The sequence below is a fragment of the Nocardioides sp. Z22_16 genome (assembly GCF_058134365.1).
In genome coordinates this window covers 484,602-504,868 of the sequence record NZ_JBYTTI010000003.1, presented here as the reverse complement: position 1 = coordinate 504,868, position 20,267 = coordinate 484,602, and the positions used below count along the sequence as shown (strand labels likewise).

The window sequence follows — 20,267 nt, the reverse complement described above, 5'->3', positions numbered from 1 at the left end:
CGGTCGAGCACAGGTATCCCCCCGGTCCGGGGGGCCCAAACGCCGCTCACGCGCGCGTCCGGCAGGGCTACTCTCCCGCAGCGGGGAGCCAGACCCGCACGACGGTCCCGCGACCGAGCTCCGACTCCACGCTCACCCTGCCTCCGTGGCTCTCCACGATCCGCTGCACGATGGGCAGGCCGAGCCCGCTGCCCGGACGGGCGAGCGCCTCGGGGTTGGTCGACCGGAAGAAGTCCGCGAAGAGCCTCCCCTGGTCGGCCTTGCTGATGCCCAGCCCGTCGTCCGCGCAGGTGAAGAGGACGCCGCGACCGACGGAGTCGAGCGACAGGTGGACGGTCCCGTCCGGCCCGGAGTACTTGACCGCGTTGCCGACCACGTTGAGGAGGACGCGGGCGAGGTCGTCGGGGGTACCGAGCACGTGGGCGGCGGAGGAGGGCCGGAGCACCAGCCTGACCTGGTGCTGGTCGGCCTCGACACGCAGGTCGTCGACCACCTCCGCCAGCAGGGCCCCGAGGTCGAGCGGCGTCGGATCGCGTGCCAGGCCCTGGGCTCCCAGGCGGCTCAGGATCAGCAGGTCCTCGGCGAGCGCCTGCAGCCGTCTGGCCGCCCGCGCCATGGAGCGCAGGCTCTCCTCGCCACGGACCTGCGGCAGCGCGTCGACGTCCAGCATCTCCAGGTGGCCCAGGATGACGCTGATGGGGTTCTTGAGCTCGTGGGAGACGGTGGTGAGGAGCTCCTGGCGGTAGTCGTCCATCCGGCGCAGCTCCTCGTTGAGCTGGCGCTCGCTCTCGAGCGCGCGCGCCTGCAGGATCGCGCTCGCCAGGTCCTGACCCACGTCCAACGCCGCCGAGCTCTCGCTGTCGGTCCACCGCGCGCCCCCCGGCCGGCGGTGGATGACCAGGGCCCCGAGCAGCCGGCCGGCGGTGCCCATCGGGACCAGGACCATGGCGGCCATGCCGGTCTCCACCAGGCTCCGCCCGAGGATCTCGTGGTGCTCGGCCGCCAGGTCGGGGTCACCCCAGACCTGCTCGGGCTCCACGATCAGGACGCGCTCGTGGCGCCAGGCCCGGATCATCGCCTGCTCGATGCCCCGGAAGAGGTGACGGCCGGCGGCCGGCGCACCGGCCGCCTCGAACTGGGGGTCGAGGACGTGGATCTCGAGCCGCTCCGCGCAGAAGGCGTCGCGCAGCTCCAGCGTGGCCATCTCGAGGACCTCGGGCAGCTCGAGCCGGCCGCTGGCGTTGCGGATCATCGTCCGCGCGGCCCGCGCCATCCGGACCTGCTGGGCCAGTCCCTCGCGCTCGACCGTGGTGACGACGGCTCGGAACGCGAGCTGGAGCGCGTCGGAGAGCGCCAGGAGCTCGCGGGGCGAGGGTCGCCGGCCCCCGGACGGCTCGTCGAGGTGGAGGACGGCGCGCAGCTCCCCGGCGTCGTCGAGGAGACGCGCGATCAGCATGTCCTGGGCCCGCCAGGCGTCCTGGTGCGGCGAGTCGGGGAGGTCGGGGACGTAGGCGTACCGGGCCACCAGCTCGATGGCCTCCCGGGAGAGCCACTCGGCGGCGACGAAGGTGAGCTGCCCGAAGGTCGCGCCGCAGGTGAACGCGGCGGCCTTCGCCTCCAGCGGCACCCCTCGGCCCAGTCGCCACTCCTGGAGGTCGGGCCGGCCGGCGGCGGCGACCGTCTCCAGCATGCCGTCGGCTCGCAGCACCTCGATCGCGCAGACGGCGAAGCCGGAGCGCTCGGCGACGTCGGCGGCGATCTGCTGGAGCGCCTGGCGGTCCGCCGGCCCGCCCCAGGCTCCGGCTCGGGGATCGGCCGCCCGCCGATCCGCACCCTCACTGTCCTGCACCGAACACTCCCCCCACCTGCCGCCTCGTGACCGGGGTGGCCGTCCCGCCAGGCACTGTATTCCTCACGGCGCGTGTCCGACCCCCTGACTGGTGGGTAACCTGTGTGGCATGACGCGCGAGATCTACGACGAGGACCACGAGGCGTTCCGTGCCTCGGTCAAGGAGTTCCTGGACCGCCAGGTCGTCCCCCACCTGGAGGAGTACGAGAAGAACCACGGGCTGACCCGTGACTTCTGGCTCGAGGCCGGCAAGCAGGGCTTCCTCGGCCTGGAGGTACCGGAGCAGTACGGCGGCTCCGAGGCGGGCGACTACCGCTTCAACGCGGTCCTCACCGAGGAGCTCGCCAAGATCAACATGACGCTCCCCTCGTGCGTCGGCATCCACGCCGACATCGTCGCTCCGTACCTGGTCCACCTGACCAACGACGAGCAGAAGGAGCGGTGGCTCCCCAGGTTCTGCACCGGCGAGCTGCTCACCGCCATCGGGATGACCGAGCCCGGCGGCGGCTCGGACCTGGCCAACCTGAAGACCACGGCGGTCCGCGACGGCGACGACTGGATCATCAACGGCTCCAAGACCTTCATCACCAACGGCGGCAGCGCCGACCTGGTCGTGGTCGCCGCCCGCACCAGCCCGGAGAAGAAGGCGAAGGGCATCTCGCTCTTCGGCGTCGACACCTCCCTGCCCGGCTTCTCGGTGGGCCGGGTGCTCGACAAGGTCGGGCAGGACGACTCCGACACCGCCGAGCTCGCCTTCGAGGACGTGCGGGTCAGCAACGCCGACCTGATCGGCCCGCTCGACACCGGCTTCATCTCGATGATGCAGTTCCTCCCCCAGGAGCGCCTCGGCTCCGCGGTGACCAACCTGGCCCACGCGCGCCAGATCCTGGACGAGACCGTCCAGTACGCCAAGGACCGGCAGGCGTTCGGCCAGCCGATCGGCAAGTTCCAGGCCAACCAGTTCCTGCTGGCCGAGCTGGTCACCAAGGTCGAGGTCACCCAGGCCTACGTGGACGAGTGCGTCATGAAGCACACCCGGGGCGTCCTCTCCCCGGTCGACGCGGCCAAGGCGAAGTGGTGGACCTCGCAGGTGCAGAGCGAGGTGCTCGACCACTGCGTCCAGCTGCACGGGGGCTACGGCTACATGAACGAGTACCGCGTGGCCCGCGCCTGGCGCGACGCCCGGGTCACCAAGATCTGGGCCGGCTCCAACGAGATCATGAAGATGCTGATCGGCCGCGACCTCGGCCTGTGACGCGGTCCTGAGCGGGTCGCCGCCGCGTCCCTTGCCCGGGGGCGCGGCGGCGCCCACTATGGGCGGGTGACCGACCAGGGCCCCGGCGCCACCGGATCCGACCCGGCCAGGGCCGACGCCCTGGGGGGGCACGCCGACGAGCCGCACGGGGAGAGCTTCGTGAGCCGGCTCAACTGGCTGCGGGCCGGGGTGCTGGGCGCGAACGACGGGATCGTCTCGACCGCCGGCCTGGTCGTCGGCGTGGCCGGTGCCACCGCGACCACCCCGACCGTGGTCCTCGCGGGTGTCGCCGGGTTGATCTCGGGGGCCATCAGCATGGCCGCCGGGGAGTACGTCTCGGTGAGCACCCAGCGCGACTCCGAGCTGGCCCTGCTCTCCCGGGAACGGCGCGAGCTCCTCGAGGACCCCGAGGCCGAGCTGGCCGAGCTGGCCGGTCTCTACGTCGAGCGGGGGGTCAGCGAGCGGGTCGCGCTGGAGGTGGCCCGCGAGCTCACCGCGCACGACGCGCTCGCCGCGCACGCCGAGGTGGAGCTCGGCATCGACGCCGAGGAGCAGACCAACCCCTGGCACGCCGCCGGGGCCTCGATGCTGGCCTTCACGCTGGGAGCCCTGCTGCCCCTGCTGGTGATCGCCTTCTCCCCCCGGGACCTGCGCGTGGGGATCACCGCCGCCACGGTGGCGGTCGCCCTCGCCCTCACCGGCCTGATCAGTGCCCGGCTGGGCAACTCCCCGGTCGGCCGCGCCGTGGTGCGCACGGTCGCCGGCGGCGTCCTGGCGATGGCGGCCACCTATGCCGTGGGCCTGCTGATCGGCGCCTGAGGGCGGCTCCCGACCCGGCTGCCGCGATCTCGCTCCCCCACAAACCGGACAAATTCGATACACTTTCATGCATGAGCCTCGACACGCTGCCGCTGCCCGACCTCGCCGGCGCCGAGGTGGTCGTCCCAGCCCCGGGCGACGGCCCCGGCAACTGGGCCGGCGCCGCGACCGTGACCTGGGTGGACGGCACCTTCTGGCTCACCTACCGCCTGCGCAGGCCGCTGGAGGCCGGTCGCGGAGTCGCCACCGTGGTGGCGAGCTCGACGGACGGGGTCGCCTTCACCACGGTCGCGCAGGTCCGCCGCGACGACTTCGGCGCGGAGTCGTTCGAGCGTCCGGTGGTGCTCCGGCGTCCCGACGGCGGCTGGCGGCTCTACCTCTCGTGCGCCACGCCGGGCTCCAAGCACTGGTGGATCGAGGCGCTCGACGCCGACACCCCCGGCGACCTGCCCACCGGCCGGCGCACCGTCGTGCTGGCCGGCGACGACCGGGTCGCGGTGAAGGACCCGGTGATCACGGTGCGCGATGGCCGCTGGGAGATGTGGGTCTGCGAGCACCCGCTCACCGAGCCGGGCGAGGAGGACCGGATGAGCACCGCCCACCTGACCAGCGACGACGGCCTCGTCTGGCAGCGCCACCGCACCGTGCTGCGCCCCACTCCCGGCGCGTGGGACGCCCGGGGCGCCCGGGTCACCACCGTCCTCTCCCACGACCCGCTCGTGGTGCTCTACGACGGTCGCGCCCGCGCCCAGGACAACTGGCACGAGATCACCGGGGTCGCCCGGGAGCGCGACGGGATGCTGGTCGCCGACGAGGCCGTCGCGCCGCTGCGCTCGCCGTACTCCGACGGGGCGCTGCGCTACGCCTCGGCCGTCCAGCTCCCCGACGGCGCGACCCGCTTCTACCTCGAGGTCGCCCGCCCCGACGGGGCCCACGACCTGGTGACCACCCTGGGCTGACCACCCGGGGCTCACCACCCGGGGCTCACCACCCTCAGTCGGCCATGACCGACGCGCCGGGGTGGCGCTCGCTCGTGCGGCCCTCTCCCAGCCGGCTGGAGAAGGTCCCCCCGTCGCGATAGGTCTTCCAGTCCGCGAACGACTCCCCCGTCAGCCGCTCCAGCAGCTCGATGTCGGCCAGGTGCGGCTCCAGGAGGGCCGCCCGCTGCGCCGGGGTGAGCTTGGGGCGCGCCTCGCCTCCACCGCGGTGCAGCTGGGCGACCAGAGGGCGGCTGACCCGGCGCCACACCTCGGGCGGCATGAACTGCCCCACCGTGGCGCCGGCTCGGATCACCGGCCCGATGGCCCGGACCCGGGGCCCGTCGCGGACGAACGGCCGCGAGTTGTCCCGCGGGATGCCGGTCACGTCGACGGTGTCGACTCCCAGGAACCGGAAGACCCGGTCCAGGGCGTGCGACGGCTCCTCCACCAGCTCGCGGTAGCGCAGCAGCAGCACCTGCTCGGGGGGGAAGTGGTCGAAGAGGTCCGCCAGCTGCCGTCCGTACATCCCCAGGCTCCGGTAGTGCCAGAACGGCGCCCAGCCGGCGTCGATGCGCTGCTGCTCCCGGCCGACCGCGTCCAGGATGTCGCCCCTCGGCTCCAGTCCGTCGGTCCACAGGTGCATCCAGTTGGAGTACGCGCGGTCGACGGGGTCGCGGAGCACGGCGATCAGCCGGGCGTCCGGCCGGTCGGCGGCGATGCGCCGCCGGGCGTCTCGGTTGTAGAGGTAGAACGGCGTGCTCTCCCCCAGCAGCGAGGTGCTCGGCGCCTCCCGGAAGAGGTCGAGGTAGCGCTGACGCTGCCAGATCCACTCCCGGTTGCTGTGCGCGTCACCCGGTCCCTTGTAGGCGGGCGGCGGGGAGTCCCCGCACATCCAGTACTTCGGCTCCTTCACCGGGCTCATGAAGAGCTGGGGGTGCTGGACGAGTGCGGCGTGCAAGGCGCTGGTGCCGGCCTTGGGCGCACCGACGAGGAAGAAATCTGGCAGACGCTCCACCTCACAAATGTCTAGTGACTCGGGCGACTTTGCAAGAAGGGGTCACACCGCGAGACGGATCAGGTCCACCCGGCGGACACGGGGATCGGGGCCCGGGCACTCGACGTCGGGCACACTGGTCGGGTGAGGCTCTTCGTCGCGGTGGTGCCGCCGGAGGCCGCGGTCGAGGACCTCGACGCCTTCCTGGAGGTCCGCCGCGACGCCGCCGGCTTCCGCTGGGCGCCCGCCGAGCACCTCCACCTCACCCTGGCGTTCCTGGCCCAGGCGGCCGACCGGCACCTCGACGAGCTGCTGGAGCGCCTGACGCGGGCCGCCGCCCGGCGCACGCCGTTCCGCACGCGGATCGCCGGGGGCGGCGCCTTCCCCCACGTCGCGGGGGCGAAGGTGCTCTGGGCCGGGCTGGAGCTCGACGAGCCCGGCGCGCTGGAGCTGCGCCGGATGGCCGAGGGGGCCCGCGCCGCCGCCTCGCGGACCGGCATCGCGGTGGACGGGCAACGGTTCCGGCCCCACCTCACCGTGGCCCGGATGCGCCGCCCCACCGAGGTCACCCCGTGGGTCCGGCTGCTCGACACCTACGCCGGCCCGGCCTGGTCCGTGGAGACGCTCACCCTGGTCCGCTCCCACCTCGGTGAGGGGCCGCGCAACCGCCCGCGCTACGAGGTGCTGGCCGAGCTGCCGGTCGGCGACGCCCCCGGACCCGCGGTGCGCCCCGCAGGCTGAGGTGCCGACGACGGCCGCGCCGTCAGCGCAGCGCGGCCTCGCGCGGCAGCGACCGGAGGATGTCCTCGACCCGCTCCTTGGCGTCCCCGAAGAGCATCCGGGTGTTCTCCTTGAAGAAGAGCGGGTTCTGGACCCCGGCGTAGCCGGTGGCCATCGAGCGCTTGAAGACGATGACCTCGCGGGCGTTCCAGACCTCGAGGACCGGCATCCCGGCGATCGGCGAGTCGGGCTCCTCGACGGCGGCCGGGTTGACGGTGTCGTTGGCGCCGATCACCAGGACCACGTCGGTCTGGGCGAGGTCGTCGTTGATCTCGTCCATCTCCAGGACGATGTCGTAGGGGACCTTCGCCTCCGCGAGGAGGACGTTCATGTGGCCGGGCAGGCGGCCGGCGACCGGGTGGATCCCGAACCGCACGTCCACGCCCTTGGCCCGCAGCGCCGCGGTGAGCTCGGCGACCGGGTACTGCGCCTGGGCGACCGCCATGCCGTAGCCCGGGGTGATCACCACCGAGCCCGCGCCGGCCAGCAGCTCGGCGACCTCGTCGGCCTGCACCTCGCGGTGCTCGCCGTAGTCGCGGTCCGCACCGGCGGAGCCGCCGTCGGAGCCGAAGCCGCCGGCGATGACGGAGATGAACGAGCGGTTCATCGCCTTGCACATGATGTAGCTCAGGATCGCACCCGAGGAGCCGACCAGGGAGCCGGTGATGATCAGCAGGTCGTTGCTGAGCATGAAGCCGGCGGCCGCAGCGGCCCAGCCGGAGTAGGAGTTGAGCATCGAGACCACGACCGGCATGTCGCCGCCGCCGATCGCCGCCACCAGGTGGAAGCCCAGGACCAGCGCCAGCACCGTCATGATCACCAGCGGGAGCACCCCGACCTGGACGTCGCCGGTGAGGATCTCCTGCGACGACATGAACCAGACCATCAGGCCGAGCGAGACCAGCAGGATCGCGGCGTTGAGCAGGTGGCGACCCGGCAGCGTCAGCGGCGAGGACTTCATCTTGGCGCTCAGCTTGAGGTTGGCCACGATGGAGCCGGTGAAGGTGACCGCGCCGATGAAGACGCCGAGGAAGACCTCGACGGCGTGGACCTTGTCACCGCTGCCGTGCTCGAAGAAGGAGTTGAAGCCGACCAGCACGGCGGCCAGGCCGACGAAGCTGTGCAGCAGCGCGATCAGCTCGGGCATCCCGGTCATCTCGACCGTGCGCGCCTTCCAGGCGCCGATGGCGCCGCCGATCAGCATCGGGACGGCGATCAGGACCAGCGTGATCGGCAGGTCGCGGTAGCCGGCGTACTGGCTCTGCCGGGCGGCGAGCAGGATCGTGGCCACCAGCGCCAGGCCCATGCCGGCCATCCCGGCCTGGTTGCCGCGCTTGGCGGTCTCGTGCTTGCTCAGTCCGGCCAGTGCGGCGATGAAGAGCACGCCGGCGATGATGTAGAGCCCCTGGACGAAGCCCACCAGCTCCGAGGACGTCAGGAAGTCGGTCACGGGTCAGTCCTTCCGGAACATCTCGAGCATGCGGAGGGTGACCAGGAAGCCACCGAAGATGTTGATGCTCGCCACCAGCACGGCCACCACGGCCAGCGCGGAGACCAGCAGGCTCTCGGAGCCCACCTGCAGGATCCCGCCGACCACGATGATCCCGGAGATCGCGTTGGTCTCGCTCATCAGCGGGGTGTGCAGCGCGTGCGCCACGTTGGAGATCACGTAGTAGCCGACGAAGACCGCGAGCGCGAAGACGGTGAAGTGGTTGAGGAACGCCCCCGGCGAGACGGTGGCCAGGGCGGCGAACGCGACCGCGGCCAGCGCGGCGGCGAAGAGCTTGCGGCGCGGGTCCGGCGGCGGCTTCGGCGCCTTCGGCTCCACCGGGGCCGCGGGGGCGGCGGCCGGGGCGGCGGAGACCTGGATCGGCGGCGGCGGCCACATCGACTCGCCGTCACGGACCACGGTGATGCCGCGCTGGACGACGTCGTCCATGTCGAGGACCAGCTCGCCGTCCTTGCCCGGGGTGAGCAGCTTGAAGAGGTTGACGATGTTGGTGCCGTAGAGCTGGCTGGTCTGGGCGGCGAGCCGGCCCGCCAGGTCGGTGTACCCCAGGATCGTGACCAGGTTGTCGGTGACGGTCCTCTCGTCCTTGACCGTGAGCTCGCAGTTGCCGCCGTTGGCGGCGGCCATGTCGACGATCACCGAGCCCGGCTTCATCTTGCTCACCGTCTCGGCGCTGATCAGCCGTGGCGCCGGGCGCCCCGGGATCAGGGCGGTGGTGATCACGATGTCGGCGGCGCGCGCCTCCGCGTCGTACATCACCGCGGTGGCCTTCTCCTGCTCCGCGGTCATCTCACGGGCGTACCCGTCGGTGGAGACCTCGGCCTCCATGTCGACCGTGACGAACTCCGCCCCCATCGACTGGACCTGCTCGGCCACCTCGGGGCGCACGTCGAAGGCGCGCACGATGGCGCCCATCGCACCGGCGGCACCGATGGCGGCAAGACCGGCCACGCCGGCGCCCACCACGAAGACCCGGGCGGGCGGCACCTTGCCGGCCGCGGTGACCTGGCCGGTGAACTGGCGGCCGAAGGAGTGCGCGGCCTCGACGACCGCGCGGTAGCCCGCGACGTTGGCCATCGAGGAGAGCACGTCCATCGACTGGGCACGCGAGATCCGCGGCACCGCGTCCATCGCCAGGCCCGTCACGCCGGCGGCCTGCAGCTGCTCGAGCAGCTCGGGGCTGCGCGCCGGTGCCATCAGCGAGACCACGGTGGCCCCGCGGCGCATCCGGCCGATCTCGTCGGCGGACGGCGCGTTGACCTTCACCACCACGTCGCTGGCCCAGACCTCGGCCGAGTCGGTCACCCGGATGCCGGCCTCGGCGTACGACTCGTCGCGCAGGTCGGCGGCCTGCCCGGCGCCGGACTCCACCACGACCTCGTAGCCGAGCTTGGTGAGCTGCTCCGCCGTCTTCGCCGTCGCCGCGACGAGGGTCTCGCCGTCGCGTGACTCACGGGGGATACCGATGCGCAAGAATTCCTCCTAGGTGTGGGCGGGGTCACCGTACATCGGCTCCTGCGCGAGCTCCCCTCCGTCCACTCACCGGGATACCCGAACGGCCCACGGGCCACGGCCCCTGAGGGTGCCGCGGCCCGTGGGCCGTCTCGTCGCGGAGGACGTGCGGTGGATCAGACGACGGCGTCGTCGGCCCCGTCCCGCAGGTGCGGACGGTCGAGCTTCTCGCCCTCGACGTCGACGTTGGGCAGCACCTTGTCCAGCCAGCGAGGGATCCACCACGCCTTCTCGCCCATCATGTAGAGCAGCGCCGGGATCAGCACCAGCCGGACGATGAAGGCGTCGAAGACGATCGCCGCGGCGAGCGCGAAACCCATCGACTTGATGATCGGCTCGGTCTGCAGGATGAAGGCCGCGAAGACGGCGATCATGATCGCCGCGGCGGCCGTCACCACCCGCGCGCTGTTGCGGAAGCCGTCGACCACCGCGTCGCGGGTCGACATGCCGTGCACGTGCGCCTCCCGCATCCGGGTCACCAGGAAGACCTGGTAGTCCATCGCGAGGCCGAAGACCATGCCGATCAGGATGATCGGCATGAAGGAGACGATCGGCTGCCCTTCGATGATGCCGAACGTGCCCTTCTGGAAGACCATCACCGTGGCGCCCAGGGTGGCCAGCACCGAGAGCAGGAAGCCCAGGGTGGCGGTCAGCGGGACCAGGATCGAGCGGAAGACCAGGACCAGCAGGATGAACGCCAGCCCGATCACGACCGCCAGGTAGACCGGCAGCGCATCACTGAGCCGGTCGGAGACGTCGGTGGTGATCGCGGTCAGGCCGGTGACGCCGGTGGTGGCGCCGGTCTCCTCCTCGATGTCGGACTGGCCCTCGCGCAGCGACTCCAGCAGGTCGGTGGTCTCCTCCTCGTCCGGCCCGGTGGTGGGGGTCACCAGCACCTGGGCACCGGTTCCCTCCTCGTTGGACATGACGACCTGGGCGTTGGCGACGCCGTCCATCTCGGCCGCCCACCCGGCGACCGCGCCGAAGGCCTGGCCGCGCTCCTCCTCGGGCAGGTCGCGGGCGTCCACGACCACCACCAGGGGTCCCTCGCGGCCGGCGCCGAAGGCGTCGGAGGTCAGGTCGGTGGCCTGCCGCTGGGTGGTGGAGGCCGGCTTGGTGCCGTCGGTCGGGAAGGCCAGGTGCATGTCCTTGATCGGGAAGGCCAGCGCGCCCAGGATCACCACGACGAGCAGCGCGAAGGCGGCCGGCGCCTTGCCGATCAGCCGGGCCCAGCGGACGCCGTTGTTGATGACGTGGCCGTCGTCCTCGCGCTTGGGGTTGTGCTTGATCACCTGGCCGCCGAAGGCCTTGGACTTGAGCACGCCCAGGAACGCCGGCAGCAGGGTGAGCGCCGCGAGCACCGCCAGCGCGACGCCGGAGGCGGCAGCGAAGCCCATCGAGGCGAGGAACGGGATGTCGACGACGACCAGCGCGGCGAGCGCGATGATCACGGTGAGGCCGGCGAAGACCACCGCGGAGCCGGCGGTGCCGACCGCGACGCCGACGGCCTCCTGCCGGTCGTCGGTGTGGTGCAGCTCGCTGCGGTAGCGGGCCAGGATGAAGAGCGTGTAGTCGATGCCGACCGCGAGGCCGATCATGGTGGCCAGCAGCGGGGTGGTGGAGCCGATGTCGGTGAACGCCGTCATGCCGATGATGCCGATGTTGGTGAGCCCCACCGCGACCAGCGCGATCAGGATCGGCATGCCCGCGGCGACCAGCGAGCCGAAGGTGATGAGCAGGACCAGGAGCGCCACCGCGACGCCGATCGCCTCGGAGGTCAGGCCGAGCTCGGTGATGGCGCTGGTGCCGGAGCCGTTGATCTCCAGCCGCAGGCCGCTGGAGTCCTCGACGTCGGCCATGAGCTCCTCGAGCTGCTCGATGGAGGTGCCCTCCACCTCGGTGGGCGACTCGACGTCCCACTCGAAGCTGACGATGCCGGTGGTCTTGTCCTCCGAGAGCGGGGAGAGCACCTGGGCGTTCTCCCGGGCCACGTCGAGCGGCATGCCGCTCTCCTTGGCCGCGTCGAGGACCATCTTCTGCTGGCCGGCCGCCGCGGTGGCGGGGTCGACCAGCTGCAGCTCCTTGGCCGGCGGCGTCTGGGGCAGGTCCGGGATGCCGGCGAGCAGCTGCTCGAGCGCCTCGACGTTCTCCGGGTCCTCGAGCGTGGTGCCCGCTGGCGCGACGGCGACGATGTTGACCGTCGCCTCGGCGAACGGGTCCTCGGCGTTGGGGAAGAGCTCCTGCTGGAGGTCCGAGGCCTTCTCCGACGGGATGCCCGGGATGGTCAGCGCGTCACTCATCGGCTTGGACTGGGTGGCCGAGAAGCCACCGATCGCCAGGAAGGCGATCAGCCAGGCGAGCAGGAAGAACGGCCAGCGCCGGTAGGCCGTCTTGCCGAGTCGGTAGAGCAGGGTTGCCATGCGGGTCTCCTGGGGAGTGTCGTGCTGGGGTGGGGTCGGGGGCGCCGGACGGCGCGGCGTCTCAGGTGAGCAGCTCCCGGGCGGTGTCGAGGGCCTCGTCGAAGAGGTCGGCCGGGGGGCGGCCCTGGGGGTCGGTGGCCAACCCCGTGAAGCAGGTGTCGAAGAGGCACACCATCAGGCGCACCAGCATCCTGGCGCGCTCGGTGCCGAACTCCGGCCCCTCCCGGGCCACCACGTGCTCGGTGAGCGCGGTGGCGAGCTGTTCGAAGCGCTCGTGCACGGCGAGGAGCAGCCGGGGGTGCGCCACGATCACGTCGCGGTGCAGGCGCAGGTCCCGGCGGTCGATCTCCTCGGCCTCCAGGATCCGGCGGGCCAGCAGGCGGGAGTCCTCCATCAGCGAACCGGTGGGACCCTTGGCCCGGAAGAGCTCGAGGGCCTCGGGGGGGAACTCGGGGACCGGCCCCAGCACCGCGTCCAGCTTGTGCGGAAAGTAGTTGAACAGGGTGCGGCGCGAGAGGTCGCACGCCTGTGCCAGCTCCTCCATGGTCCAGCCGTCGAGCCCGCGCTCGAGGGTCAGGGTGTTGGCCGCCCGCATGATCCGGCGACTCGTCGCTCGACGCCTCGTCTCTCGGGAGCCTGTTGCACTTTCGGACACAGAGTGCATCCTTGCACTCTGTTGGTGAGAGTGCAGTCCAGATCGGAGATAGCCGGCTGTCTCCTTCCTCACACCGGCGTGGTCGGGCCGTCGAGGAGCTCCTCCCGGGTCGGGCTCTGCGACAGGACCGGCCAGTCCCGCGGACGCGGCACCTCGCGGACGGACCGGGACAGCGTGGGGATCAGGGCGGTGAGCGCCGCGGCGACGAGCAGGGCCGTGGTGGCCGTCGTGGCGCCGTACGCCTCCAGGAGCCAGCCGGCCAGCAGCGGGGCCAGCGGGATCGTGGCGAAGGAGAGGAACATCGAGGAGGACGCGATCCGGCCCTGCAGCTCGTCGGGCGTGATCGCGACCCGGTAGGACTGGGTCGCGGCGTTGCCGGCGGGGTTGAGCAGCAGCCCGGCGCAGAGCACCGCGCCCACCAGCCACGGTGAGGACCCGAGGACCAGGATGGCCAGCAGCGGCACCCAGCTCCACGCGATCAGCACGGTGAGGCGGCCCGTCGCCATCCGGTCGATGAGGAACGGCGCCGCGATCGCGCCGACCACCCCGCCGACGCCGGCCATCGACTCGACCAGCCCGATCGTCGTCGGCGCCTCGCCCACCTCCACCAGCCGGAGGACGGCGACGTAGATCACCGCGTTGACGACCAGGTTGGAGGCGGCGGAGAAGGCGGCGGTCGCCCGGAAGTAGGGGTGGGCCAGCAGGTGACGGAGGCCGTCGACGAGCTCGCGGCCCGGAGTCCCCAGCGACTGGCCGGCGGGCCGCTCGGGCGGCGACAGGTCGGCCCGGACTCCGCCGACCGCGACCAGCGAGAGCGCGAACGTCGCGGCGTCGACGAGGAAGGGCAGCGGACGGGCGACGACGTACAGCACCCCGCCGAGGGGACCGCCGAGCAGGTTGGCGAGGTGGTGCCGGGCCTGGTTCTGGCTGATCGCGGTCGGCAGCTCCTCGCGGCTCACCACGCTGCGCACCGCCGAGAGCTCGGTCGGCATGTAGAGGCCGGTGACGGCGCCGGTGCCCAGCGCCACCGCGACGAGGTGCGGCAGCGTCAGCTCGCCCAGCAGCCCGGCGACCGCGAGCGAGCCGCTCAGCAGCAGCCCCGCCGCACTGGCCAGGAGCAGCACCCGGCGCCGGTCGACCCGGTCGGCCAGCACCCCGGCGGGCAGCAGGAAGAGCGAGATGCCGAGCATGTGCGCCGCCACCGGGAGGGCCGCGAGCAGGCTGGAGCCGGTGAGCGCGTGGCCGAGCAGCGGCAGGACGAAGACGCTCGCGGTGGTGCCGAGCTGGCTGACCGCCTCCCCGACCCACAGCCGGGTGAAGTCACGGTTGCCCGCGAGGCTGCGGTATCCGGTCACGGGACGACGATAATCGCGCACGTATTCTTGCGCAATGGTTCGTGCGCAACTATTCTTGCGGGCTCCGCGTGCGGCGCACGACCTCGGTAGGCTCCCCGGCATGCCCCAGGTCCACGACCCCCGCGTGCTGCGCGCCCTCGCGCACCCGGTCCGCAACCGGATCCTCGGGGAGCTCTCGGCCCAGGGCCCGCTGCGCGCCGCCGACCTGTCCCACGACCTCGGGATCCCGGCCAACCAGGCCTCCTTCCACCTCCGTCAGCTGGCGAAGTACGGGCTGGTCGAGGAGGCGGTCGGAGAGGGCCGGGACCGCCGCGACCGCGTCTGGCGCCTGGTGGACGACGAGTCGCTCGACCTGGACCTGCGCGACATGGAGGCGCAGCCCGGCGGCGCGGCCGCCGCGGCGGTCTTCCGGTCGCAGGCCGCGGCGTGGGCGCACGTGCTGGTCGACGCGGCCCACGCCGGGGCCAAGCCCGACAGCGGGTATCGCACTGTCACCGAGCAGGCCCTGCGGCTCACCGAGCAGGAGGCGCGGGAGCTCACCGAGGAGCTCAGCGGCGTCCTCCAGACGTGGGTACGACGCACCCGTGGACGCGACGCCTCCCGGCGCACCTACGTGATGCTCGCCCTGCTGCAGCCCCACCCGGACGAGCCGGGCGAGCCGGGCGAGCCGGACGAGCCGGGCGAGCCGGGCGAGACCGGCGACGACGCCTGAGGGTCAGCCGGCGATGCCGTAGAGCCGGTCGCCGGCGTCCCCGAGCCCGGGCACGATGTAGCCCTTCTCGTCGAGGCGCTCGTCCATCGCGGCGGTGACCACCGTGACCGGGACCGTGAGGTCTGCGAGCTGCTCCTCGAGCTTGGCGCAGCCCTCGGGGGCGACCAGGAGGCAGATCGCGGTGATGTCGTCAGCGCCCCGGTCGGTGAGGAAGCGGATCGCCGCGGCCAGCGTGCCGCCGGTGGCCAGCATCGGGTCCAGCACGTAGCACTGGCGACCGGAGAGGTCGTCGGGGAGCCGCTCGGCGTACGTCGCGACCTGCAGCGTCTCCTCGTTGCGCACCATGCCGAGGAAGCCGACCTCCGCGGTCGGCAGCAGCCGCATCATGCCGTCGAGCATGCCGAGGCCGGCGCGGAGGATCGGCACCACCAGGGGCTTGGGGGTGGCCAGCTTCACCCCGGTGGTGGGACCCACCGGCGTGGTGATGTCGACCGGGTTGACCCGCACGTCGCGGGTGGCCTCGTAGGCCAGCAGCGTGACGAGCTCGTCGGTGAGGCGACGGAACGTCGGGGAGTCCGTGCCCTTGTCGCGCAGGGTGGTGAGCTTGTGGGCCACCAAGGGGTGGTCGACGACCAGGGTGTGCATGGGCGAACCTTAGTCGAGGAAGCCCCGCGAAGCCTCCCCCGCACTCTGCTCCAGAGGGCTCCACAGGGGTTGGCCGCCGTCTCCTTCCGTGTCACCCTGGGACCTTCGCCACACGACCACGGGTGCTGGAAGGGGTCCACCATGGCGCTGACTCCTGATCAGGCCGAGGGGATCGACTTCGCCCTGGCCGCCTACCGCGAGGACGGCACCTGGCGGGTCGCCGAGCTCGCGGAGACCGCCTGCGAGTCGGTCGAGACGCTGGCCAACGGCCTGCGACGACTCCCCGGCGACGCCGGCGCACTCGGCATGGTCGCCATCGACGAGGACTTCTTCCTCCTGGTGCGGGTCGCGGGGTCCACCACCCGGGTCCTCCTCTCCGACGTGAGCGCGGCCACCGAGTGGGAGCTGGCGCGCTCGGCGGTCGAGACCCTCGGGGTGATGCCCGAGGACGAGGACGAGCAGGAGCCGGCCGGCGACCTGGACCTGCTCGGCGACCTCGGGATGCACGCCGTCGACATGGGGGTGCTGCTCGACGACGTCGAGCTCTACCCTGACGAGATGCTCTCCGCCATCGCCCGCCGCCTCGGCTTCGGACCGGAGTTCGACGACGCCGTCGGGCTCAGCTCGGTCTGAGCCCCGTGACGACCTCCCGCTGGGACGAGGCGATGCGCCTCGCCCTGGGCCACGCCGAGGAGGCGCTGGGCTCGGCCGACGTGCCGGTCGGCGCCGTGGTCCTCGACGCAGGCGGAGCCGTGGTCGGCACCGGCCGCAACATCCGCGAGGTCGAGGCCGACCCGACCGGGCACGCCGAGGTGGTGGCGCTGCGCGAGGCGGCCCGCGCCCGTGGCGAGTGGCGGCTCGACGGCTGCACCCTGGTGGTGACCCTGGAGCCGTGCACCATGTGCGCGGGCGCGGCGGTGCTGGCCCGCGTCGACCGCGTCGTCTTCGGGGCGTTCGACGAGAAGGCGGGCGCCGTGGGCAGCCTGTGGGACGTCGTCCGGGACCGTCGCCTCAATCACCGCCCCGAGGTGGTGGCCGGGGTGCTGGCCGCGGAGTCGACCGCCCTGCTCGACGGCTTCTTCCGCGGCCAGCGGCTCACTCGCGGTTCTGGATGATCCCGCTGGTGGTCGGCTGGTAGGGGTTGAGCCCCTTGTCGATCGCGTACTGGCGCAGGTACCCCTCGCGACCCAGCACGTTGATCCGCTGCTGGATCTTCTGCGCCTCGGCCTTCTCGACCTCGACCTGCGCCCGCGCAGCCTTGACCTGGGCGTCGGCCTCGGCCTCCTTGGCCTTGGCCTTGGCGACCGCCTCCTGCTGCGCGGTCAGCGCGGCCTTCACCGACTCCGGCGGGACCGGCTTCTGGAGGGTGATGGAGAAGTTGGTGAAGAACTCCTCGTCGCCGTCGATCTGCCGGCCGACCAGGTCGGGGAGCTGCTCCAGCACGTCGCGCTCCCACTGGGCCTTGACGTTGGGGTCCATGTAGAGGTCGGTGTAGGTGTAGTTCTGGCTGGCGCGGTCGACGGCCGTCTCCAGCGGCTTGGAGAGGTAGACGGCCAGCATGTTGAGCCAGCCCAGCGAGCCGTTGCCGTCGGAGGAGTCCATGTAGGCGCTGTAGCGGTTGCCGATCAGGTCGTGGAAGCGGCGCAGCGTCTGGCAGTCGGTGTTGAGCATGAACGACGCGACCCCGTCGACGCTCATCTCGATGCCGTCCTTGGTCACGAAGGTCATGCCCTCGCGGTCGCCGCCGGCGCCGAAGACGTAGTTGCGCTGCGACGAGGGGTAGGAGAAGTGCTTGTCGCCGGGGCCGTGCCAGGCACGCGAGGAGGTGCCGACGCAGTCGCCGAACCGGGTGGGGGTGAAGGCGCCGCCGGTGTAGTGGAGGGCCACCTGGTCGGGGCCGGTCGAGACCGTGGTGGGGCGGACGAACATCACGGTGATCAGCAGCGCGACGACCAGGACGCCGACTGCCGCACCCCCCTTGGCGAGTCCACGACGCGGTCTGGGCGCGCCCTGCGGGACGGACGGGTTCTTGGACATGCGGCGGTTCCCCCTGCGTTCTACGAGCCCCCGGACCCCCCGGGACGGGGGACATCATGCCGAGGGACCGCCGGGGCTGCTCGGTCAGGGCGGCTCGGTCAGGGCGAGATCGACCGGGGCGGCACCCGCCTCAGGGCAGCTCGCGGGTCCGCACGGTGTCGATCACGATGGTCGCCAGGTCGGGCTCCGCCGCCCGGTGCTCGCGCGCCAGGGCCAGCACGTCGTCCAGCGCGGCCTCGAGCTCGTGGACCGCCGAGTCGGGACCCAGGCCACGGGTGCGCTCGATGACGGCGCCCGCGAGGCCGGACGAGATCTCGTCGTGGTGGTAGGCCAGGTCGGTCACCTGCCGCACCCGGGCCAGCGCCCCGGCGTGGCGCCCGGACTCGCGGCGCTGCCCGGCGAGCAGCGTCACCGCCACCGCCACGAGGGCGGCGACCACGAGGAGGAGCAGCAGGAGCCGGATCACGTCGGGAAGCCTAGCGAGCCGTCGCGGGAGCCGGGGCCGCCACGGCGGCTAGCCTGCTCGGGTGCCGCACCGTCTCCACCGCCTCCCCCGTTTCCACCGCCTCGCCCTGCTGGCCTGCTCCGCGCTCCTGCTGGCGACCGGGTGCACGTCGTCCGGGGACGGCGGGGATCCCCGGGGCGGGGACGAGGGCCGTGACGCGCCGTCGCTCGCCCCGTCGAAGGCCGCCGCCGCGGACGCGCCGAACATCGTGCTGATCACCTCCGACGACCAGACCGCGCCCGAGCTGCGCTGGATGCCGAGGACCCGCCGACTGCTGGGACAGGCCGGCGTCCGCTTCGACGAGATGGTCGCGCCGCACCCCAACTGCTGCCCGGCGCGGGCCCAGATCCTCTCGGGGCAGTACGCCCACAACAACGGGGTGCGGACCAACTCTCCGCCGTGGGGCGGCCACGAGGGCTTCGACCCCGAGACCGCGCTGCCGGTCTGGCTGCAGCGGGCCGGCTACGCGACCGGCTTCGTAGGCAAGTACCTGCACGGCTATGACGACCAGGACGGCATCGAGCCCGGCTGGGACCGGTGGCGGCCGATCATCGGCGTGCTCTCCAACTACCGCAACTTCCTCCAGTACGACGACGGCGAGCTGGTGCGGTTCGGGCCCGAGGACTACCACACCGACACCGTCGCGGAGCAGTCGCGCGAGATGATCCGCGACTTCAGCGCCGGCGAGAAGCCCTTCTTCCTCTGGTCCAGCTTCATCGCCCCGCACGGCACCTGCGAGGGCTATACCAAGAAGGACTGCTCGGGTCCGCCGCCGGCCGCCGACCGGCACGCCGACCTCCTGGGCGACGTCGCGCTGCCGTCGCTGGAGTCGCCGGCCTTCAACGAGGACGACGTCTCGGACAAGCCCAAGCACAGCCAGGGGAAGAAGGTCCTCCCCGCCGAGCAGCAGGAGCTCTTCACCCAGCGCCTCCGCGCCCTGGCCGCGCTCGACGAGGGGGTCGCCGGGATCGTCGCCGAGCTCGAGGCGGCGGGCCGGCTGGAGAACACCGTCGTGATGTTCACCTCCGACAACGGCTACCTCTTCGGCGAGCACCGGCTGGTCGGCAAGAACGTGCCCTACGAGGGTGCGCTGCGGGTGCCGCTGGTGATGCGCGGGCCCGGGATCCCGGCCGGGGAGCGCCGCTCCCAGACGGTCTCGATGATCGACTTCGCGCCGACCATCGCCGAGCTGGCCGGCGCCACCCCCGCCCGGGAGATGGACGGCGTCAGCATGCTGCCCTTCGCCGTCTCCGACGAGGCCCAGGACGACCGCGCCCTGCTGGTGCAGGCCGGCTCCTCGGGCAAGGTGAAGGCACGGGCCTGGAAGCACCGGGGCGTGCGGACCGACCGCTACACCCTCTCCCGCTGGAAGGTGCCGAAGTTCCGGGAGCTCTACGACCGGGTCGAGGACCCGGCCCAGCTGGTCAACGTCTACGACGACCCGCGCTACGCCGAGGTCCGCGACGCGCTCGAGACGTTCCTGACCGGATCGTTGGCCGACTGCCGCGGGGAGGCCTGCCGGGCGGCGGTGCCCGAGCTCCCCGAGCCCGCCCTCGGGTGAGCCGCCGCTCGTCCGGAGGGCGGCGTCGGGGTCTGCCGCGCCCCTAGGGTGGGCGGGTGCCCATCCCCGAGTTCGTCCTGGCCCTGCGCGAGCGCGTCGGCGACCTGCCCCTGTGGCTCCCCGGAGTCACCGCGGTGATCCGGCGCGGCGACGAGATCCTGCTGGTGCGCCGCTCGGACGACGGCCGGTGGGCGCCGGTGACGGGGATCATCGACCCCGAGGAGGAGCCGGCCGTCTGCGCGCGCCGGGAGGCTCTGGAGGAGACCGGCGTGGAGATCACCGTCGACCGTCTCGCCTCCACCTCGGTGCTGCCCGGGGTGGTGCACGCCAACGGCGACCGCGCGTCGTACCTCGACCTGACCTTCGCGTGCACCTGGGTCGGCGGGGAGGCGCACGTCGCGGACGACGAGTCGACCGACGTGCGGTGGTGGCCGGTCGACGGGCTGCCCGCGATGTCGGCGAGCATGCGGGCGCGGATCGACGCCGCTCTCGCGCTGGAGGAACGCGCCCGCTTCCTCTCATGAGGGGGATTTCTGCCGCCCGACCCGCTTCCGGTACATTCTCCGGCGGTGGCGTGTCCGAGCGGCCGAAGGTGCAACACTCGAAATGTTGTGTGGGGTCAAACCCACCGTGGGTTCAAATCCCACCGCCACCGCCATGTGATGTCTCAGGACATCC

The 20,267-nt window shown here is 72.3% G+C and carries 19 protein-coding genes and 1 tRNA gene; 10 read left to right on the top strand and 10 right to left on the bottom strand.

Annotation, left to right across the window (positions count from 1 at the left end; translation table 11 throughout):
• Window positions 1–67 precede the first annotated feature (67 nt).
• Window positions 68–1,849: a sensor histidine kinase gene (locus tag AC3X7R_RS10860; protein WP_489965659.1), complete on the bottom strand. Its 1,782-nt coding sequence runs from the start codon at window positions 1,847–1,849 to the stop codon at window positions 68–70.
• A 109-nt stretch (window positions 1,850–1,958) separates the two neighbouring features.
• Here AC3X7R_RS10860 and AC3X7R_RS10855 point away from each other — a divergent pair, with 109 nt between their 5' ends.
• The 3 genes from AC3X7R_RS10855 (at window position 1,959) to AC3X7R_RS10845 (ending at window position 4,882) form a co-directional block, all read left to right on the top strand.
• Window positions 1,959–3,104 carry an acyl-CoA dehydrogenase family protein gene (locus tag AC3X7R_RS10855; protein WP_489965657.1) on the top strand — a complete coding sequence of 382 codons (1,146 nt, stop codon included), beginning with the start codon at window positions 1,959–1,961 and terminating at the stop codon, window positions 3,102–3,104.
• 66 nt (window positions 3,105–3,170) lie between these two features.
• Complete coding sequence (locus tag AC3X7R_RS10850; RefSeq protein ID WP_489965655.1) at window positions 3,171–3,923, top strand: VIT1/CCC1 transporter family protein; 753 nt, start codon at window positions 3,171–3,173, stop codon at window positions 3,921–3,923.
• A gap of 71 nt (window positions 3,924–3,994) precedes the next feature.
• Window positions 3,995–4,882, top strand: coding sequence for a glycoside hydrolase family protein (locus AC3X7R_RS10845; RefSeq protein WP_489965654.1), 888 nt, complete (start codon window positions 3,995–3,997; stop codon window positions 4,880–4,882).
• A gap of 34 nt (window positions 4,883–4,916) precedes the next feature.
• Here AC3X7R_RS10845 and AC3X7R_RS10840 read toward each other — a convergent pair whose 3' ends face one another.
• Entirely contained in the window at window positions 4,917–5,918 is a 1,002-nt protein-coding gene (locus AC3X7R_RS10840) for a sulfotransferase family protein (protein ID WP_489965653.1), read from the bottom strand.
• Between the two features lie 123 nt (window positions 5,919–6,041).
• On the opposite strand from AC3X7R_RS10840, the gene thpR reads away from it, so the two are divergent.
• Window positions 6,042–6,638 (top strand): RNA 2',3'-cyclic phosphodiesterase, encoded by a 597-nt coding sequence (gene thpR / locus AC3X7R_RS10835; protein WP_489965652.1) that lies wholly within the window; start codon window positions 6,042–6,044, stop codon window positions 6,636–6,638.
• Window positions 6,639–6,660: 22 nt separating this feature from the next.
• Here thpR and pntB read toward each other — a convergent pair whose 3' ends face one another.
• From pntB to AC3X7R_RS10810, 5 genes are all read right to left on the bottom strand, one after another.
• Window positions 6,661–8,127, bottom strand: a complete 1,467-nt coding sequence (gene pntB / locus AC3X7R_RS10830) for a Re/Si-specific NAD(P)(+) transhydrogenase subunit beta (RefSeq protein WP_489965651.1) — start codon at window positions 8,125–8,127, stop codon at window positions 6,661–6,663.
• A gap of 3 nt (window positions 8,128–8,130) precedes the next feature.
• The gene (locus tag AC3X7R_RS10825) at window positions 8,131–9,660 is read right to left on the bottom strand and encodes a Re/Si-specific NAD(P)(+) transhydrogenase subunit alpha (RefSeq protein ID WP_489965650.1); all 1,530 of its coding nucleotides are present in this window, start codon (window positions 9,658–9,660) and stop codon (window positions 8,131–8,133) included.
• Window positions 9,661–9,815: 155 nt separating this feature from the next.
• The gene (locus AC3X7R_RS10820; protein ID WP_489965648.1) at window positions 9,816–12,119 is read right to left on the bottom strand and encodes an MMPL family transporter; all 2,304 of its coding nucleotides are present in this window, start codon (window positions 12,117–12,119) and stop codon (window positions 9,816–9,818) included.
• A 61-nt stretch (window positions 12,120–12,180) separates the two neighbouring features.
• Window positions 12,181–12,714, bottom strand: coding sequence for a TetR/AcrR family transcriptional regulator (locus AC3X7R_RS10815; RefSeq protein WP_489965647.1), 534 nt, complete (start codon window positions 12,712–12,714; stop codon window positions 12,181–12,183).
• 128 nt (window positions 12,715–12,842) lie between these two features.
• Window positions 12,843–14,129 (bottom strand): MFS transporter, encoded by a 1,287-nt coding sequence (locus tag AC3X7R_RS10810; protein WP_489965646.1) that lies wholly within the window; start codon window positions 14,127–14,129, stop codon window positions 12,843–12,845.
• 100 nt (window positions 14,130–14,229) lie between these two features.
• On the opposite strand from AC3X7R_RS10810, the gene AC3X7R_RS10805 reads away from it, so the two are divergent.
• Window positions 14,230–14,841, top strand: a complete 612-nt coding sequence (locus tag AC3X7R_RS10805) for an ArsR/SmtB family transcription factor (protein ID WP_489965645.1) — start codon at window positions 14,230–14,232, stop codon at window positions 14,839–14,841.
• A 3-nt stretch (window positions 14,842–14,844) separates the two neighbouring features.
• Here AC3X7R_RS10805 and upp read toward each other — a convergent pair whose 3' ends face one another.
• Window positions 14,845–15,486, bottom strand: coding sequence for a uracil phosphoribosyltransferase (gene upp / locus AC3X7R_RS10800; RefSeq protein ID WP_489965644.1), 642 nt, complete (start codon window positions 15,484–15,486; stop codon window positions 14,845–14,847).
• A 141-nt stretch (window positions 15,487–15,627) separates the two neighbouring features.
• Here upp and AC3X7R_RS10795 point away from each other — a divergent pair, with 141 nt between their 5' ends.
• Together AC3X7R_RS10795 and AC3X7R_RS10790 are read left to right on the top strand one after the other, a co-directional pair.
• Window positions 15,628–16,119: a tRNA adenosine deaminase-associated protein gene (locus AC3X7R_RS10795; protein ID WP_489965643.1), complete on the top strand. Its 492-nt coding sequence runs from the start codon at window positions 15,628–15,630 to the stop codon at window positions 16,117–16,119.
• Window positions 16,120–16,151: 32 nt separating this feature from the next.
• The gene (locus tag AC3X7R_RS10790) at window positions 16,152–16,601 is read left to right on the top strand and encodes a nucleoside deaminase (RefSeq protein WP_489965923.1); all 450 of its coding nucleotides are present in this window, start codon (window positions 16,152–16,154) and stop codon (window positions 16,599–16,601) included.
• On the opposite strand, the gene AC3X7R_RS10785 is transcribed toward AC3X7R_RS10790, so the two are convergent.
• Window positions 16,582–17,523, bottom strand: coding sequence for an SPFH domain-containing protein (locus AC3X7R_RS10785; protein WP_489965642.1), 942 nt, complete (start codon window positions 17,521–17,523; stop codon window positions 16,582–16,584). The two genes, AC3X7R_RS10790 and AC3X7R_RS10785, sit on opposite strands and share 20 nt — an antisense overlap.
• A 130-nt stretch (window positions 17,524–17,653) precedes the next feature.
• Window positions 17,654–17,989, bottom strand: coding sequence for a hypothetical protein (locus AC3X7R_RS10780; RefSeq protein WP_489965641.1), 336 nt, complete (start codon window positions 17,987–17,989; stop codon window positions 17,654–17,656).
• 61 nt (window positions 17,990–18,050) lie between these two features.
• Between AC3X7R_RS10780 and AC3X7R_RS10775 the strand changes: the two genes are divergently transcribed.
• The 3 genes from AC3X7R_RS10775 to AC3X7R_RS10765 all read left to right on the top strand — a co-directional run bounded on the left by AC3X7R_RS10775 (window position 18,051) and on the right by AC3X7R_RS10765 (window position 20,247).
• On the top strand, window positions 18,051–19,589 hold the full coding sequence (locus AC3X7R_RS10775; RefSeq protein WP_489965640.1) for a sulfatase family protein: 1,539 nt from the start codon (window positions 18,051–18,053) through the stop codon (window positions 19,587–19,589).
• 56 nt (window positions 19,590–19,645) lie between these two features.
• Window positions 19,646–20,113, top strand: a complete 468-nt coding sequence (locus AC3X7R_RS10770) for an NUDIX hydrolase (RefSeq protein WP_489965639.1) — start codon at window positions 19,646–19,648, stop codon at window positions 20,111–20,113.
• Window positions 20,114–20,157: 44 nt separating this feature from the next.
• Window positions 20,158–20,247 (top strand) — tRNA-Ser (locus tag AC3X7R_RS10765).
• The last annotated feature ends 20 nt before the right edge of the window (window positions 20,248–20,267 follow it).

Excerpts from the sequence above, each read along its gene's own strand:
- AC3X7R_RS10805 (WP_489965645.1), top strand. The coding sequence starts at position 14,230 with ATGCCCCAGGTCCACGACCCCCGCGTGCTGCGCGCCCTCGCGCACCCG.
- AC3X7R_RS10815 (WP_489965647.1), bottom strand. The coding sequence starts at position 12,714 with ATGCGGGCGGCCAACACCCTGACCCTCGAGCGCGGGCTCGACGGCTGG.
- AC3X7R_RS10795 (WP_489965643.1), top strand. The coding sequence starts at position 15,628 with ATGGCGCTGACTCCTGATCAGGCCGAGGGGATCGACTTCGCCCTGGCC.
- AC3X7R_RS10790 (WP_489965923.1), top strand. The coding sequence starts at position 16,152 with ATGCGCCTCGCCCTGGGCCACGCCGAGGAGGCGCTGGGCTCGGCCGAC.
- AC3X7R_RS10820 (WP_489965648.1), bottom strand. The coding sequence starts at position 12,119 with ATGGCAACCCTGCTCTACCGACTCGGCAAGACGGCCTACCGGCGCTGG.
- upp (WP_489965644.1), bottom strand. The coding sequence starts at position 15,486 with ATGCACACCCTGGTCGTCGACCACCCCTTGGTGGCCCACAAGCTCACC.
- AC3X7R_RS10855 (WP_489965657.1), top strand. The coding sequence starts at position 1,959 with ATGACGCGCGAGATCTACGACGAGGACCACGAGGCGTTCCGTGCCTCG.
- AC3X7R_RS10785 (WP_489965642.1), bottom strand. The coding sequence starts at position 17,523 with ATGTCCAAGAACCCGTCCGTCCCGCAGGGCGCGCCCAGACCGCGTCGT.
- AC3X7R_RS10845 (WP_489965654.1), top strand. The coding sequence starts at position 3,995 with ATGAGCCTCGACACGCTGCCGCTGCCCGACCTCGCCGGCGCCGAGGTG.